Origin of the sequence: Campylobacter sp. RM6914, from assembly GCF_004803835.1 — a bacterium.
GTDB lineage: Bacteria > Campylobacterota > Campylobacteria > Campylobacterales > Campylobacteraceae > Campylobacter_A > Campylobacter_A californiensis.
Genome location: NZ_CP012545.1, coordinates 586,766 through 602,498 on the forward strand (window position 1 = coordinate 586,766; position 15,733 = coordinate 602,498).

Below are 15,733 nucleotides of genomic sequence, written 5' to 3' on the forward strand. Positions count from 1 at the left end.
AAACATAACGAAAATCAAGCCAAATTTTTATGCTTAATTGCTCTTTTTAAATGTATATAAGTCCTTAAATTCGCCCTTTGCAACATTGCCGTCAAAGTCTAAAAGGTGCAAATTTGTTCCGTCAAATTTATAACTCATTTTTTCTTTATACTCGTCAGTTGTTGTTACGATATCTCCGGCGATTTCATACTTGCCGTATTGCAAGTCGGTGTAGTCTTGGTTGCCCTTATATGTCATTTTGCAAGTAAAAGAGCCGTCGGCATTTAAATTTAAAGTAGTTTCTATCGCTTCGCAGCTAGCACAAGGAAGAGTTGCTTTATAAATTCCTGCTACAGGAATGCTTTTGATCTCGCATTTTGGTGCTTTGTTTTTATCGTCATCAATAGTGCAAGTCTCGCCCTTTGGAACATCTATGTGTTGGTTAAAACTAGAACAACCAGCCATAAAAATAGCACTTGCTAAAAGAGTGATAAACTTAAATTTTTTCATTATTTTTCCTTTTGATTTTAAAAATTAAGATGTATTATAGTAGAGCTAATGTTAATTTATAATTTAAGCGATAAAAAATTTAAGAAGAAATTTGTTGTTGAAATAAGGATAGCCCAAGAAATTTGGGCTTAGGGTTTAAATTTATTTTTGCATTGCGGGATTTTGCATCATGCCTCTTTGACAGCCACAACTTTGTATCACAGGTGTGCAGTTTTGTCCGGCTTTACAAGTACCGTAGCTTACTTGGTCGTTAGCATTGTTGGTTTTAGGTTGGTTAGCACAACCCACTAAAAATGTAGCTACAAATACGATAAGGGCAAAATTTTTCATTATATTTCCTTTTTGAAATTTGGTAAAAATAATTTTTGAATACTATAGTTTGTTTTTAAAAATTTTATTAACACCCTTTAAAATTTGTTGTTTTTTGAGTTTTAACAGCAAAATTTTGATAAACTACCATAAAATTTTAAAGAGGTTATGTAAAATTGAAAAGACTTAGTATAGACGAGGCGGTTTGGCTTATCGAAAACGCACCGCTTCATGAGCTTGGACGTATGGCATACGCTAGAAAAAAAGAGCTACATCCAGACGCGATTACAACATTTATCGTCGATAGAAATATAAACTACACAAATGTATGCTGGGTAGATTGTAAATTTTGTGCATTTTATCGCCATGCAAAAGAAGAAGACGCTTATGTTTTAAGTTTTGAAGAGATCGGCAAAAAGATCGAGGAGCTATTAGAGATAGGCGGAACTCAAATTTTATTTCAAGGCGGAGTTCATCCAAAGCTTAAGATCGAGTGGTATGAGGATTTAGTCGAGTATATAAGTAAAAAATATCCAAGCATTACGATACATGGATTTTCGGCAGTTGAGATAGATTATATAGCTAGAATTTCAAAGATAACGATAGCTGAAGTTTTAAGTCGCTTAAAAGCAAAAGGTCTTTACTCGATACCGGGAGCGGGTGCTGAAATTTTAAGCGATAGGGTGCGAGATATCATCGCTCCTAGAAAGTGTGACACCGCAATTTGGCTTGATGTGCACAGACAAGCACACAAACTTGACATAAAATCAACCGCAACAATGATGTTTGGCACGGTAGAAACTACACGTGAGATAGTTGAGCACTGGGATCACATAAGAAATTTACAAGATGAGACGGGCGGTTTTCGTGCGTTTATATTGTGGAGTTTTCAAGGGCTTAATACAAAACTCATGCAAGAGTATCCACAAATTCAAAAGCAAAGTTCAAATCGCTACTTAAGACTGCTTGCGGTTTCAAGACTGTTTTTGGATAATTTTAAAAACATACAAAGCAGCTGGGTTACGCAAGGAAGTTATGTGGGACAGCTTGCATTGAAATTTGGCGCAAATGATCTTGGCTCGACAATGATGGAAGAAAATGTTGTGAAAGCAGCAGGTGCTAGCTATAGGATGAGTCAAGATGAGATGATCGCGCTAATCCGTGATATAGGTGAAATTCCTGCCAAACGCAATACAAATTACGACATCTTAGAGAGATTTTAGATGAAAGTTACAAATTTAAATGTAAAAAATGTAGATATCCCTGTTGTTTTTGAAAGTTCAAAAAGCCTTGCTGTAGCCAGCTTAAAGCTTATTTTTAAGGTAGCTGGCGCTTGCGAGAACAAAACTGCCGGTCTTGCTAGGCTTGCGGCAAATATGCTAAATGAAGGCACAAAAAGCAAAGGGAGTATAGCATTTGCGCGCGAGCTTGAAACAAGGGCGATAAACCTAGAAGTAAGTGCAGGTTATGAAACCTTGGCGATAGATATAAATTGCTTAAAAGAGTATTTTAATTTTGCGCTAGATAAACTAGCAGAGTTGCTTGCTGAGCCAAATTTAACCAAGGAAAGCCTTGATAAGTGCAAGATAACAACATTTGGTGAGATATCAAATTTAGCAAACGATAACGACTACGTGGCAAGATGTGGACTTTATGAGTTGCTTTATAAAGGCACAAATTTAGCTATGCCAAACATCGGAATAAAAGAGAGCATAGAGGCCATAAGTTTAAATGATATAAAAGAATTTTTATCCTCTCATATGGATCTTGGAAATTTATTTATCGTTTTTGGCGGAGATGTAAACGAAAATGATCTTTGGCTTTTAAAAGATGCGTTAAATTTACTAGAAGTTGGTAAAAAACGCGAGCTTGAAATTTTAACAACAAGCGATAAATGTGAAAAGAAATTTATAACAAAGCAAAGCGAGCAAGCGTATGTGTATTTTGGAGCTCCGTTTAACGTAATTCAGGATGAGAGATTTAAAGCAAATGTGGCGATGTTTATACTTGGCGAGAGTGGTTTTGGTTCACGTATCATGGAAGAAATTCGTGTTAAACGCGGGCTTGCGTACTCGGCTTATGCGCGCGGGGTCTATAACCTTAGTAGCACCCAAGTTTATGGATATTTACAAACTAAAAATGAGAGTAAAGATGAAGCCATGTCGGTTGTTTTAAGTGAATTTGATAAATTTATAAAGCATGGCGCTACCAAAAACGAGTTGGCTCAGGCGAAGAAATTTTTACTAGGTTCGCTTCCTTTAAGGCTTGAGACGTTATTTCGTAGGCTTGGTATAGCCGAGGGTGAATTTTATCAAGGTAAAAAATTAGGCTCTTTTATGGATGAGCTTAAAAAGATAGAAGCGCTTAGTCTTAAGGAGCTAAACGACTTTATCGCCACTCATGACGAGATAAGCAAGCTTAGCTTTTGTGTGCTTTATGACGGCAAATGAAATTTGAAGCAAACGAGCGCGAAGAGCTAGCCAAGATCGGTGTTTATAGCTTGCTTGATCTAGCTTTGGTGCTTCCTAAAAGCTTTGAAAGTAGCTTTATAACAAGCTCGCCAAGACAAGGCGTGGTTTGTGTAGAGGCTGAAATTTTAACCTTGCGACGAGCAAGTGGCGGCATGCTTATCGCAACTGCCTTTTGTCAAACTTGGGAGTGTGAGATAAAGCTTGTTATATTTCACGCAAAACCTTGGCACTACGGTGCTTTTAAACCACATAAAGAGCTTATCTTAAACGGGACGTGTGCTTATGCTTACGGTGCATGGCAGATAGCTAATCCAAAAATCATCACAAAAACAGGCGTCATAAGTCCGAAATTTAGACGTGATATGAAAGATGAAAGATTAAAAAAATTAATCAAAAAATACATAACAAACGAAAATTTAAGGGCCGAGGGCTTAAATGAAAATGAAATTTCATTTTTAGTCGCTATCCAAAAAGGAGATGAAGATAGCATATCTTTGCTAAATTTGCTAAAAAATGGCGAAGTTGACACTCGTGTAATAAAATTTATTGAAATTTTTAACTATATAAAAAAGCTAAATTCTAAAAAATTATACTTTAAAAATCAAAAAATTGAGCCTTTTGATATTAATGAGTGGCTTAAAAATTTGCCGTTTACCCCAACAAATGACCAGTTAAACGCCATAAATGATATCAGACAAGATATGAGTAGCACGCAGGCAAAACGGCGAGTTATTATGGGAGACGTTGGTAGCGGCAAGACTTTGGTTATCTTAGGTGCTGCACTTAGCGCATATCCAAACAAGAGTATTTTGATGGCACCAACTAGTATCTTAGCAAATCAACTTTATGAAGAGGCATGCAGACTTTTGCCGGACTTTATGAATGTCGTGCTTGTTAAAAGTGGAGAAAAAGAGCCGGATCTAGCTAATGCAAACCTAATCATCGGAACACATGTTTTACTCTACACAAAACTGCCAAAATCCGTGCTCGTCATGGTTGATGAGCAACATCGTTTTGGCTCTGCGCAACGAAACAAGGTCGAGGAGCTCGTTAGAGACGGTGAAAGGAGTGCCACTTTTGTGCAGTTTTCCGCTACTCCGATACCGCGCACTTTAACTATGATAAACTCTTCGCTTGTTAGCTATAGCTTTTTAAAAGAAATTCCTTTTAAAAAAAATATACATACACAGGTGATCAAAAGCGCTGATTTTGGTGCGTTTATGGCACATCTTCGCTCTGAAATTTCAAACCATCGTCAAGCTGTGATCGTCTATCCACTAGTTGAAAGCTCTGAGGTGTTAAACTATCAAAGCTTAAGTGAGGCGAGTGATTTTTGGCTTCAAAATTTTAAAAATGTATATATAACGCACGGCAAAGACAAGCAAAAAGATGAAATTTTGCTTAAATTCAAAGAAGATGGTGATCTGCTTTTGGCAACAACCATCGTTGAGGTCGGCATCTCATTGCCTCGTCTTAGCACTATTTTGATCGTAGGAGCCGAGAGGTTAGGCCTTGCTACTCTTCATCAGTTGCGTGGCAGGGTAGGAAGAAATGGTGGCGATGGGTATTGTTTTTTATTTACCAAGCTTAAGCAAACGCCTTCAAGACTTATAGAATTTGCTCAAACTCTTGATGGCTTTAAAATAGCCGAGCTTGATCTTAAAAATCGTCAAAGCGGCGATATTCTTGACGGAAGTGTTCAGCATGGTGCTACTTTTGAGTATTACGAGTATGAGGAAGATATTACAAAAGCCGCACAAGATAGGTTAAAAGCATTAAGAATTCTATAGTAAAATGCACTAAAATTTAAAGGATTGTTATGAATTTTGGGCAAAATTTAAAAAGATCGGCAAAAATTTCTTTTATAGTTGTTTCGCTTTTGGCTCACTTTATGTTAGCCGTTGCAGTAAACTATGCATTTCCGCACTATGATGACGCTCTTATAACCGGCGGAGAAGTAAAACGCATGGATAAAGATGGGCTTGTAAGCACGGCAAATCCTGCCGACGGACCAACTAGAGATGTGTATTTTGTCTACACACAAGAGGCTAATAGCACAAAGGTCATGCCTTATCGTAATGAAGACACAAGATGGGGATTTCCATTTTATTTTAAATTTAACTCAGCCGATGTGCAGGCCGTAGCGCAAAGTTTTGCGGGTGAACAAAAGCTAGTTCAGGTCAAATTTTACGGTTGGCGGATAGCTCTGCTTGATGAATTTAGAAACATAATATCCATACGAGAGATAAAAGATGCAAGCGAACTTTCAAATCCTATCATGACTTATGTTTTTTATGTTTTGCTTTTGGTTTCGTTTGGTTTTAGTGTAAGAGTTATAAAAAGATTGTTTGACAAGTAGTAAATAAGGGGCGTTTAACCGCCCCCAGGAAGTATCAATAAAGTCCGAATTTACCGTCGGCTCTTTTATATATCACACGCATTTTAGCGTCGATATCGTTAAATACATAAAATTGCATTTCGCTATTTTTAAGGTGTTCAAGTGCCTCTTCGATCTCAAGCGGTTTATAAAGTTCAAGTTCCATAGGGATGATCTCGTCTACACCCTCAACAGGCTCTTCTGCTATGCGAGCGCGAACTTCTTTGCCGTCATCTTTGCCTTTAACTGTGATTTTTTTATCGTGTTCACGGCGTAAAACTTTAGATGCACGGTCTATTGCTAGATCAACTGCCGCATAAAGGTCTTTGTCTTTTTGGCGGATAACGATCGTATCTTTATGTGCCATATTCAACGCAAATTCTGCATTAAAACCTTTTCTGCCTTGTTTTTCGTCAGCTGAAACAACACATCTGCCTGATATTATGTCTAGATTGTATTTTCCCAGTGTTTCAAAAGCGTTTTCTATATAGCTTTTTATCGGCTCTGTAAGCTCAAGTTGTCTTCCTACAATGCTTATATTCATAGCATACTCCTTTGTTTGAAAGTAACATTATTATAGCACACCAAGCTTAAAATTTTTAGCTTAAATTTAATAAAGAAAATTAATTTTGTAATAAAAAACTATAGTTTTTGCAGTGTTCGTTTGTGAAAGCTTATTGGGTTTGGCGTGATGCTTTCTTCTTCGCCTTCGCTATTTATCTTTGTTTTTGTTGTTACGAAGACATCTAGCCTGACTGTTCCTATGCTTTGAGGGGTTTGTATGTCAGTTACTAGCTTGCCATCGTCGCAATTACCAATCTGACCAAAAAAATGCACATAAACCGAGTAGTTAAAAATATCATTGAAATTTTGATCGGATATTATTGGATTACTAGGGCAACCTTTGCTAAAATCATGGTTAAAAATTTCAAGCATTGCCATTTCGGTTGCACCTTGCCCCAAAAGCTCAGCCTGCTCTCTTAGATAAATTTCAGTTGTTTGTCGCATGCTAGCCATTGATAGTTCGAGTGCTAATATGCCAAGACTTGATATGACTACCACAAAAAATATCGCCGCCAGCAAGCTAAAACCACGCTTCATTAGTATATCGCCTTTGATTTGCATACGGTAAAGTCAAAATTCTTATCAAACATAAGCCCTGACTTGCCTGCTTCGTGCATGCAAAGTTTTATGACTACTACGCCGTTTTGCTCGGTAAAGTTAAATCTAGTCACATTCTCTGCTAATATCGCACTATCTGCATTTTGAAATTTTTCGCCAAGCCATGGTTGATAGTTGTAGTAAAGCTTTAGCGTAAAGTCGCCTCTTTGCTCGCTTTCATCGCTAACGGCGATAGCATATGCGCTGTAAGCTATGTGGTATTGTTCTGAGATTTCGCCGTCGTGAGTTAAATGTATTTTGTTATCCTCAACGCTTGTTATCTTTGCGACATCAAGAGAGTTTGTGTTGTTATAGCCAAAAGAAGTTGTGGCATCATAGGCTAAACCCTTAAATATCACGGCTAGGTCGGTTATCGCTACACCAAAGTCATCCAAAATGCCATTTTCTTGATTTAGACTAGAAAGTTTGCTTCCTGGAGTTATAAGACCATTTGCTTTGCTGCTTGGCTCTAAGTCGGCAAATCCGCTATAAATACCATCGTTAAACATCTCTCGAGCGTATGTTATAAACTCAAGCGTTGTGTATTCGTTATTTACCTGATCGTTATTTAAGGGTAGTATGTTGCTACTTGTGCCTTTTCTTGCGATAACGCTTTCTTTTATGCGATAGCTAAGCATTTTTGAGATCTGTTCAAGCACAAGTTCGGTTTGAGTTTGCAGCGAATTCATCGCTTTACTTTGCACATAGTTTTTAAAAACAGTTGTTGTTACTTGAAGTGTCATCAAGCCTACGATACCAAGCACAACGATAACGATGATTAGTTCGATTAGAGTAAATGCCTTTTTTGTTGCTCTCACTGCCACTCTTTAGTATTTAAAAGCCCGCTATCGCCGATATTTACCGCAAAACCACTTAGGGTTACTTCGGTTTCATGACTTTGTTTGTCGTAGGCTTTTGTTTTTATATCTATGCGCTTTATATCGTTGTTTGAGTTGAAGTTAGACACTGTGACGTTGTATGTTGAAGAGAGTATGTAGTCTCTTTCTTTTGTTGCTTCCATGTTTACGTTGCCGGTAAAATTTGCTATGCTTTTTATGTTGGTTATGCTCTCCGGGCAGGCTTTATCTAGGTTAGCTCCGGTTTTTGGTTGAAAATTTCTTCTGCCGTCACCAGAGATGGAATTTGATTCATAAAAATTTGTATCGTTAAATATCGGCACAAGCGTGTTTTCATTTTCGCTTATATAATCGCATGTAAAGGCGGATTTGAGCACCAAAGACATGTATGTTTTAGCGTTTAAGATACTTTCTTGTGTCAAGGCTTTTGTGTTTGCGACATTTGTTTGTTTTATGATGATAGGTATGCTTACACTTACGATAGCGACCACGATCAGCGCTAAAACGACTTCGATAAGCGAAAATGCCTTTTTCACCACTCTATCCTTCTGTTTGTTCTTTCCGAAACTCCTTCAAAGTCGCTACCGCCGATAAATTTTCCTTCGCCCATGTTTTTGCCGTCATTATCTTTGGTTTTTAGCCCAAGAGAGCTACCGCCCCAGCCTCCCTTGTCTAAAAATTTAACGACAAAGTCATTATAGGTGGCGTCTTTGTTTGTTTGGTTGTAAATTAGCCATTCAGGAAGGTCTTGCATGTTGATTTGTGCATATCCGGCCACAGTGCTACTTAAATTTATAGGCATTTTACCATTATTTAAAGTATAGCCTTCCTTGATCCGTGCCTTTGCTGAGGTGGGTTTTGGATCAAAGGTTATTGCAACTGCTTTATCGGGCCCGGCGTTTTTGTCGATATACCAGCCGCCGGTATTTGGCAAGACAGAAGCATTGCTTGCGTCAAATATAGCGCTATCGCAGTTGTTGCAGTAAATTCCATAATACAAATTTGTGTCAAATCCGTTTTTTGGACCTTCTAAATACGGTGCATAAAGTCTGGCGTAGTAAAAATTTGCCGACTTTATTTCATCACCTTGTGGCTTTATATATGTTGTGCCATTGACATTATCAGCGTCTTTTATATCGCTAAATTCAAACTGATCGTTTGTGATTTGAAATGGATTTATGGCTAGGTTTTTTTCTCGTGCAAAATTTATTTTGACTTCGCCGTTAAAAACACCTCTTGCAAAACCTTCGGCGAGTGCATTAAATTTATCATCTTCATTTTGCTTTAGTTTGGAGTCATCCATAAAGTAGTGGATCTTTTCTTTCGTGCTAGCTATGTTTGTGTCAGTGTCACTGCCTGGGTTAAAGGACATGTTAAATTTAACATCTTTTGCATAACAACCATTGCTATACATAAGAGCGGGCTTATCGTTATAAAGCCTTGCCGTGATCTGAAACTGCGCTTTTGCGTAGGTGTGAGCAGGGCTATTGTTGTCGATAGTTTGGCTTAGATAGACTGCTGCTTTATCGTTAGGAAAGCTAAATTTATCTACACGTATGTCTTTTGGTGTAAACGTAAGACTTTGATCTAGCGGGATATCACACCCTATCATGCCATTAATGTTTTCGTTTGATGCGCTACTGTTTATAACGCAGTCGTTGTTTATGCTATCAGTGCTTGTGTATTTGGTGTCTGCCGCTTTTATCGTTGCTAAGCCTATGTCTGGGTAGTAAAAATTTGTGGATTGATCTTGGGCAACCGCTACGCCGCCTGTTTCTTTTGTTAATCTTCCTTCGCCATGTTTTATATCGGCGTTAAATTTTAGCCCTTTAAGTTCGTCAAGCTCGATGTCACAACCGTCTGGATTTGTTTGCGTAAATTTGATATCTCCTATCCTTGCACCAAAGTTATCATCGATAGTGCCACCGTATTTAAGGGCTTTGATGGTGATGTTGTCATAGTTTTTGCCGCCTATGAGAGAGTTGATATTTTGACCATCTTCTTGTAGTATAAATTTGTCCGGTCTAACAGCAAATGAGTCTGAAGAGCATTTTTCTATGGTTTCGTCAAATTGGTTCTTATATACCATTTTGAATTTTAAGAAACTATACGATCCGTTTACCAAAACTCTTTCTATGTCAAATTCTGTTTTGCCTTTTGTGTTTATTTCCCGCGCCGTACTTTCGATAAAATCCGCATCACAACCCCCGGAAACAACACCAACCGTCATTACATCGTCTTTTATAAATATGGCAGGAGTCGTAGCTACGGCATTATTTTCATCAAAAAACATAAGCTTGACATCAAACGCTCTTCCTGAAAGTTGTGTAAACAAGCTTCTTTTTTCGTTTTTCGCATAGTTTTTATTAACAACGTCTATCTCGTTTTTTTCCGGAAGTATTGTTTCTATTTGGTATTTTTTACTTTCGCATTTGCTTATAAAACCGGACTCGTATTTATAGTCCATGCTTTTATTTTTAAATGACACTCTATAGTCGATTGGTTTAAATTCGCCGTTTAATATATTTTCAAATCGTATAAGTGCACGATTAATATTATCAAACGACCCTCCTTCGCCGCTGTCCGCTCCCTTTCCTACATAAAAATCTACTAACTTGCCGTTTAAAGTGTATAAATTTGCTTTGTTTACTTCTGAGTCTAGTATGTCAAAAGACTCTGAGATACGAGTAGGCACGATATAGGTGTTTTTGATGGCATTTTCTGAGTCAAATTCAGCCGTTACAACGACACCTTCGGCTGTTTCGTTGCCTTTATTTTTTATAATGAGTGTATTTTTTAGGATATCACCGATCCTTAGTTGTGTTTTTTGTTTCTCGTCGGTACTTATCTCAATAAAATCAGAATCACCCCTTTTATACTCTATCTTTTCCATGTAGCATACTTCAGGCACATAAAGCGTGGTTGAAAATCCTACCATACCGATATTAGTACGCTCGCCAAAATCTGTACCGTATATACTTTTGGTACCGGCTGTTATTTTTGCTGTTGCACTTGTTTGTGAGTTTCCTATGAGATTAGTTATGTTATAGGTATCAAGATCCATTTGGTTATTATAAACTCTATTTGAATTTAGGTGTTTTCCATTTTTTGTTATTGTGCTATTAAAATAGTTATCAAAGTATATATTATTGTTAATGTCTTTGTATTGGTTGATTCTATTGCTGTTATCGTTTATAATTTTTTTTGAATTGATTTCTATAACTTCGGCATTATATATTTCTTTCTTACCGCCAAACGATAAGATAGAAAATGACGAATGTACGTCTCCGCGAGTAGGAGTGTAAAAGCCATCAAATTTAAGATTCATTGATTTGTTTTTTACTATAGGAGCTAATATGGTAAGTCCGTCATAGATACTAATATTTTTTGGTTTTATGATATTGGTATGCTGGTCGCCAAAATCATATACTACCACTAAAGCCCAACCTCCATAAAAAGGTGCATATAGTTTATTATTCCAAGAACCTTCTCTATAGCCTATTAAAGGAAAAGATTTTCCTTTTGTAGATATTATATCTCCTGCAGTAAATGTCCTACCTTTTTTATCTTTTCCGAGCGTTTTTTTAATTATATTTGTTACATCTATATTTGCCTGATACATAAACTGCATACCATCATTGGTGTATGAGCCGTACCATTTTGTATCCGCTTCTTTGGCTGTTAGAGAGTAAATCCTACCGTTTGGTGTTTTAAATTGTATGGTATTAAAATTTTTAATATCTGAGTAATACCTATTCCGCAATACTTTATCGTTATCGTTAAATGAGTTTAGACCCCATTTGTTTGATATTGAACCGGCCCAATAAAGCTTTGCAAATATAACCTTACTTCCATCTATGTTTTGTTGTTCAAATTTGCTCTTATCGCTAAAATCAAGAGTAGCACTTGATGAGTTGGTTATGAAATTTGTATCATTTTTTATAAATTTTATTGTGGTTCGAACCGAATCTAAATCATTGTATACTTTTGGTTCAAAAAAATATTCACCTGCTTCAGGTATAGATATAGTAGCCCCAGTTACTTCCATATCTCCGTATATACTTGGCTTGCTGATGCCTTTTTTTGTTAAGACGTTATCGGTTTTTATATCTCTGTATCCATTCTTGCCAAAGCCGGTATTTTCTTTGATGACATCATGGCTTAAACCGTTTGTGTCTTTGTAAATAGCTCCGAGCAAATTTACGCCAAAAAATACAGCAAAAACACATACGGTAAATTTTAATCTTATCATTGCAAGCCTTTAGGGGACTTAGACCAAGATCGGTCCAAGCTGGTTACTTTTGTATAAAGTTTTCTATCTTTTCCGCTTGCCCATACTGCGGATATACGGCAGCGTCAAGCACTATTTGTGATAATGTCATGTTGTCCATATTACAAACTATGGGGGCTATAAAATTTACAGTTGAGGTTTCAAGAGGTAAAGAAACAACAATGATGTTGTAAATTTTAAGCTCGCTGCTGTCTTTTATCTGCATAAGCTCTTCATAATAAGTAGGAATTTCAAAGTCATAATCCCTAAGAGCAAAAGGGTTTATCATGGTAAAAGAAGTGTTATCGTCCTTACTTTGAAGCTTTACGAAAAATTTATCAAGTTCTATTATCTCCATTGTTTTAATGTGCTCAAAGCCTAATATCGGACTTTTAACGCTAAATGTCATACCTACTCCTTGTTTTTTGATTTATTTGAGTTGACTTTTATTTTACCATGTTTTAGTCTAAGAAAAACAAAAATTTACAAATTTATGCAAAAATAATACCAAAAAATGTAAAATAGCAAAAAATCAAATTTCAAGGAACACTATGCGTAGGATCTTAAATTTTATTATTATTGTCGGTTTTAGCGCGATTTTAAGTGGTTGTGCAGAAAAATACACAGAACTTTATAACCTCACTCCTGATGAGTGGTATGCGCAAATTATCGCTGATATAAAGGATGCTGATTTAGAGAGTGCGGATAAGCACTATGTGTCGATGTCTAGTGAGCACGTAGCAAGCCCACTTTTAGAACAAATGCTTTTGATCCTAGCACAAGCGCATGTTAACGAAGAAGAGTATATACTGGCAAATTACTACCTTGACGAATACATAAAAAGATATGGCGATGGTGCGGCAAAGACGGAATTTGCTCAATACCTTAAGATAAAAGCAAATTTTGACTCATTTTCACAGCCAAATCGCAACCAAAAGCTAATGGAAGATAGCGTGGTTGAGATAGAGAAATTTTTATATATGTATCCAAATACGCAGTATAAGCCGCTTATAGAGACTATGCTTATTAAATTTAAGCTTGCTATCTACTATCTAGACACCCAGATATATGACCTCTATATGCGCACAGGACGTGAAACCTCGGCTGAAATTTATAGACAAAAGATAGAGGCTTCACCGCTAAAAGATGCAAATTTGCTTGAGCCGGTGCTTCCTTGGTATAGAAAAATGTTTGAATAAAATTAGGAGTGATAAATTTGCAAATAAACGATAACAAGACATTACCGGCAAAATTGCCTGTAATTGTAGAAGATGAACTGTTTTTATATCCATTTATGATAACGCCGCTATTTTTAAGTGACGAAGAAAATTTACGTGCACTTGATATTGCGCTAGCTGACGAAACGCCTGTGCTAATAGTTCCTGCAAAACCTCAAAACGACGGAGCTAGGGATTTTGAAAGCGTGTATGACGCAGGAGTTATCGGCACTATCATGAGGCGTGTGCCTTTACCCGATGGTAGAGTAAAGATACTTTTTCAAGGCATGGAAAAGGGTCGCATACTACACGTTATAAATGAAAATCCTCTTGAGGCAATGGTTGATGCGCTACATGTAGTACGTCCTTCGCAGGTTAAAACCGATGCTTTGATCGTAGTTCTTAGAGAAAAGGTGCGCGAACTAGCGCAAGTAAGCCATTTCTTTCCGCCTGATTTACTTAAAACGATAGAAGAGAGTGCAGAAGCCGTGCGTGTATGTGATCTTGTTTCAAGCGCACTTAGACTTAAAAAACAGATCGCTTATAGTTTTTTTATCGAAGAAAATTTAGAGCAGCGTCTGCTTAAGCTAATCGACTATGTTATAGAAGAGATCGAAGCAAACAAGCTACAAAAAGAGATAAAAAATAAAGTTCATTCAAAGATAGATAAGACAAATAAAGAGTATTTTCTAAAAGAGCAATTAAAGCAAATTCAAGCCGAGCTTGGTGCTGACTCAAACCGTGATGAAGAGATAGAAGAGTATCGCAAAAAGCTTGAAAGTAAGAAAAAATTTATGGGTGAAGATGCATACAAAGAGATAAAAAAGCAAATAGACAAACTATCTCGCATGCACCCTGACAGCGCCGACGCAAATACCTTACAAAGCTACCTTGACTGGGTTGTTGAGGTGCCTTTTGAAAATTTAGCAAAGAAAAAGTCGTCTATCGCTGAGGTAAGCAAGCATTTAAATGCTGACCATTACAGCTTAGAAAAGCCAAAAGAGCGTATTGAGGAGTATTTTGCTTTACGTGAATTACTTGAACTTCGTGGTGTTAGCGAGAAAGTAAACAACGGTGCCATACTTTGTTTTGCGGGACCTCCGGGAGTTGGTAAAACAAGTCTAGCAAATTCTATCGCAAAAGCTTTAAAGCGCGAGCTAGTGCGTATAGCTCTGGGTGGGCTTGAGGATGTTAATGAGCTTCGAGGACATCGTAGAACCTACATAGGCGCGATGCCCGGACGTATTGTCCAAGGGCTTATAGAGGCAAAGCAAATGAACCCTGTTGTGGTGCTTGACGAGATAGACAAAGTAGGGCGAAGCTATAGAGGTGATCCGACTGCTGTTTTACTTGAAATTTTAGATCCGGAGCAAAATAATAAATTTCGTGATTATTATCTAAATTTCAATATTGATCTTAGCAAAGTGATATTTATAGCCACCGCAAACGACGTAAGTCAAATTCCTGCTCCTTTACGCGATAGGATGGAATTTATACAGCTTAGCTCATATACTCCACAAGAAAAATTTGAGATAGCTAAAAAATATCTAGTCCCTCAAGAGCTTAAAAAACATGGACTAAAACCAAGCGATGTTAGTATAAATAAAGAGGCTCTTGAACTTATCATTTCAGACTACACACGTGAGAGCGGAGTGCGTAATTTACGCCGTAGGATAGCTGATATACTTAGGAAAGTTGCTAAAAATATCCTAACTAAAAATAGCGAGGGCAAAGTTACTATAACGGCTAAAAATTTAAAAGAATTTTTAGAGAAAAAGGTTTATGAGATAGAGCAAGCCGATAAAAAAGACCAGATAGGTCAGGTAAATGGCCTAGCTTGGACTAGCGTAGGTGGCGATGTGCTTCGTATAGAAGCCATACGTATACAGGGCAAGGGCGTGATGCAAATAACCGGGCAGCTTGGCGATGTAATGAAAGAGTCTGCACAAATAGCATTTAGTGTGGTAAAGGTACTAATCGATAATAAAAAGCTAAAAGTTCCGATGGCTATCGTGCCAAAATTTGAAGATGATAAGCGCAAGCTTGAGGCTAGCGATGTTTACCGTAGATATGACTTGCATGTGCATGTTCCAGAAGGTGCAACGCCAAAAGATGGTCCAAGTGCCGGCATAACGATGGTTACAGCCATAGCTTCTATACTAACTGATATAAAAGTTCGCCATGATGTTGCTATGACGGGCGAGATCACTTTAAGCGGAAAAGTACTTCCGATAGGAGGACTAAAAGAAAAGCTTATTGCTGCTCACAAGGCAGGTATCAAAACGGCTCTTATTCCACGTAAAAACTACGAACGAGATCTTAACGACATCCCTGATGAAGTAAAAAAAGATATCAACATTATTGCCGTTGATACGATAGAAGATGTGTTGAAAAACGCTTTGGTTAAGTAAAATTCATTTTTCCCGGTAGGTTTTGTAAACTTGCCGGAAAATATTTTAAATTTTTATCTCTTTTTTCTTTAAATTTAACAACAAATATATCTTGCAAGCTAAATAAATTTTTATAATAATATTTATATAAAGGTTTTATAGGAGTAAAAATATAGAGAAGATTAAATTTAA

The 15,733-nt window shown here is 37.1% G+C and carries 14 protein-coding genes; 6 read left to right on the top strand and 8 right to left on the bottom strand.

The features are described from left to right. Positions 1 to 33: 33 nt before the first annotated feature. Positions 34 to 489, bottom strand: a complete 456-nt coding sequence (locus CCAL_RS03105) for a copper resistance protein NlpE (RefSeq protein WP_169972126.1) — start codon at positions 487 to 489, stop codon at positions 34 to 36. 141 nt (positions 490 to 630) lie between these two features. After that, complete coding sequence (locus tag CCAL_RS03110) at positions 631 to 819, bottom strand: hypothetical protein (protein WP_170016501.1); 189 nt, start codon at positions 817 to 819, stop codon at positions 631 to 633. Positions 820 to 974: 155 nt separating this feature from the next. Between CCAL_RS03110 and CCAL_RS03115 the strand changes: the two genes are divergently transcribed. Genes CCAL_RS03115 through CCAL_RS03130 form a run of 4 tightly spaced genes read left to right on the top strand, consistent with a single transcriptional unit; the run spans position 975 to position 5,628 of the window. Next, positions 975 to 2,021: a dehypoxanthine futalosine cyclase gene (locus CCAL_RS03115; protein ID WP_169936373.1), complete on the top strand. Its 1,047-nt coding sequence runs from the start codon at positions 975 to 977 to the stop codon at positions 2,019 to 2,021. Next, positions 2,022 to 3,248, top strand: a complete 1,227-nt coding sequence (locus CCAL_RS03120) for a M16 family metallopeptidase (RefSeq protein WP_170016499.1) — start codon at positions 2,022 to 2,024, stop codon at positions 3,246 to 3,248. It abuts the gene before it with no gap. Next, the gene (gene recG / locus CCAL_RS03125) at positions 3,245 to 5,059 is read left to right on the top strand and encodes an ATP-dependent DNA helicase RecG (RefSeq protein ID WP_170016497.1); all 1,815 of its coding nucleotides are present in this window, start codon (positions 3,245 to 3,247) and stop codon (positions 5,057 to 5,059) included. The genes CCAL_RS03120 and recG overlap by 4 nt, the downstream gene beginning before the upstream one ends. Positions 5,060 to 5,088: 29 nt before the next feature. Continuing rightward, complete coding sequence (locus tag CCAL_RS03130; protein WP_170016495.1) at positions 5,089 to 5,628, top strand: DUF1523 family protein; 540 nt, start codon at positions 5,089 to 5,091, stop codon at positions 5,626 to 5,628. Positions 5,629 to 5,662: 34 nt separating this feature from the next. On the opposite strand, the gene hpf is transcribed toward CCAL_RS03130, so the two are convergent. The 6 genes from hpf to fliW all read right to left on the bottom strand — a co-directional run bounded on the left by hpf (position 5,663) and on the right by fliW (position 12,343). Beyond that, on the bottom strand, positions 5,663 to 6,190 hold the full coding sequence (hpf, locus tag CCAL_RS03135) for a ribosome hibernation-promoting factor, HPF/YfiA family (protein ID WP_170016493.1): 528 nt from the start codon (positions 6,188 to 6,190) through the stop codon (positions 5,663 to 5,665). 98 nt (positions 6,191 to 6,288) lie between these two features. Continuing rightward, on the bottom strand, positions 6,289 to 6,747 hold the full coding sequence (locus CCAL_RS03140; RefSeq protein ID WP_170016491.1) for a type IV pilus modification PilV family protein: 459 nt from the start codon (positions 6,745 to 6,747) through the stop codon (positions 6,289 to 6,291). Further along, a complete protein-coding gene (locus CCAL_RS03145; protein WP_169936386.1) occupies positions 6,747 to 7,625 on the bottom strand; it encodes a prepilin-type N-terminal cleavage/methylation domain-containing protein in 879 nt (292 codons plus the stop codon). The genes CCAL_RS03140 and CCAL_RS03145 overlap by 1 nt, the downstream gene beginning before the upstream one ends. Beyond that, positions 7,622 to 8,200: a prepilin-type N-terminal cleavage/methylation domain-containing protein gene (locus CCAL_RS03150; RefSeq protein ID WP_169999739.1), complete on the bottom strand. Its 579-nt coding sequence runs from the start codon at positions 8,198 to 8,200 to the stop codon at positions 7,622 to 7,624. The genes CCAL_RS03145 and CCAL_RS03150 overlap by 4 nt, the downstream gene beginning before the upstream one ends. Beyond that, complete coding sequence (locus CCAL_RS03155; RefSeq protein WP_170016489.1) at positions 8,197 to 11,916, bottom strand: hypothetical protein; 3,720 nt, start codon at positions 11,914 to 11,916, stop codon at positions 8,197 to 8,199. The genes CCAL_RS03150 and CCAL_RS03155 overlap by 4 nt, the downstream gene beginning before the upstream one ends. A 43-nt stretch (positions 11,917 to 11,959) precedes the next feature. Then, on the bottom strand, positions 11,960 to 12,343 hold the full coding sequence (gene fliW / locus CCAL_RS03160; RefSeq protein WP_169972135.1) for a flagellar assembly protein FliW: 384 nt from the start codon (positions 12,341 to 12,343) through the stop codon (positions 11,960 to 11,962). 142 nt (positions 12,344 to 12,485) lie between these two features. Between fliW and CCAL_RS03165 the strand changes: the two genes are divergently transcribed. Continuing rightward, on the top strand, positions 12,486 to 13,133 hold the full coding sequence (locus CCAL_RS03165) for an outer membrane protein assembly factor BamD (protein ID WP_169972136.1): 648 nt from the start codon (positions 12,486 to 12,488) through the stop codon (positions 13,131 to 13,133). Between the two features lie 17 nt (positions 13,134 to 13,150). Further along, positions 13,151 to 15,562, top strand: coding sequence for an endopeptidase La (gene lon, locus CCAL_RS03170; RefSeq protein ID WP_170016487.1), 2,412 nt, complete (start codon positions 13,151 to 13,153; stop codon positions 15,560 to 15,562). Positions 15,563 to 15,733: the final 171 nt, after the last annotated feature.

Bases quoted from the DNA above. Each gene is read 5' to 3' on its own strand.
- CCAL_RS03130 (WP_170016495.1), top strand. From the start codon at position 5,089: ATGAATTTTGGGCAAAATTTAAAAAGATCGGCAAAAATTTCTTTTATA.
- CCAL_RS03105 (WP_169972126.1), bottom strand. From the start codon at position 489: ATGAAAAAATTTAAGTTTATCACTCTTTTAGCAAGTGCTATTTTTATG.
- hpf (WP_170016493.1), bottom strand. From the start codon at position 6,190: ATGAATATAAGCATTGTAGGAAGACAACTTGAGCTTACAGAGCCGATA.
- recG (WP_170016497.1), top strand. From the start codon at position 3,245: ATGAAATTTGAAGCAAACGAGCGCGAAGAGCTAGCCAAGATCGGTGTT.
- CCAL_RS03155 (WP_170016489.1), bottom strand. From the start codon at position 11,916: ATGATAAGATTAAAATTTACCGTATGTGTTTTTGCTGTATTTTTTGGC.
- CCAL_RS03165 (WP_169972136.1), top strand. From the start codon at position 12,486: ATGCGTAGGATCTTAAATTTTATTATTATTGTCGGTTTTAGCGCGATT.
- CCAL_RS03120 (WP_170016499.1), top strand. From the start codon at position 2,022: ATGAAAGTTACAAATTTAAATGTAAAAAATGTAGATATCCCTGTTGTT.
- CCAL_RS03110 (WP_170016501.1), bottom strand. From the start codon at position 819: ATGAAAAATTTTGCCCTTATCGTATTTGTAGCTACATTTTTAGTGGGT.
- fliW (WP_169972135.1), bottom strand. From the start codon at position 12,343: ATGACATTTAGCGTTAAAAGTCCGATATTAGGCTTTGAGCACATTAAA.
- CCAL_RS03140 (WP_170016491.1), bottom strand. From the start codon at position 6,747: ATGAAGCGTGGTTTTAGCTTGCTGGCGGCGATATTTTTTGTGGTAGTC.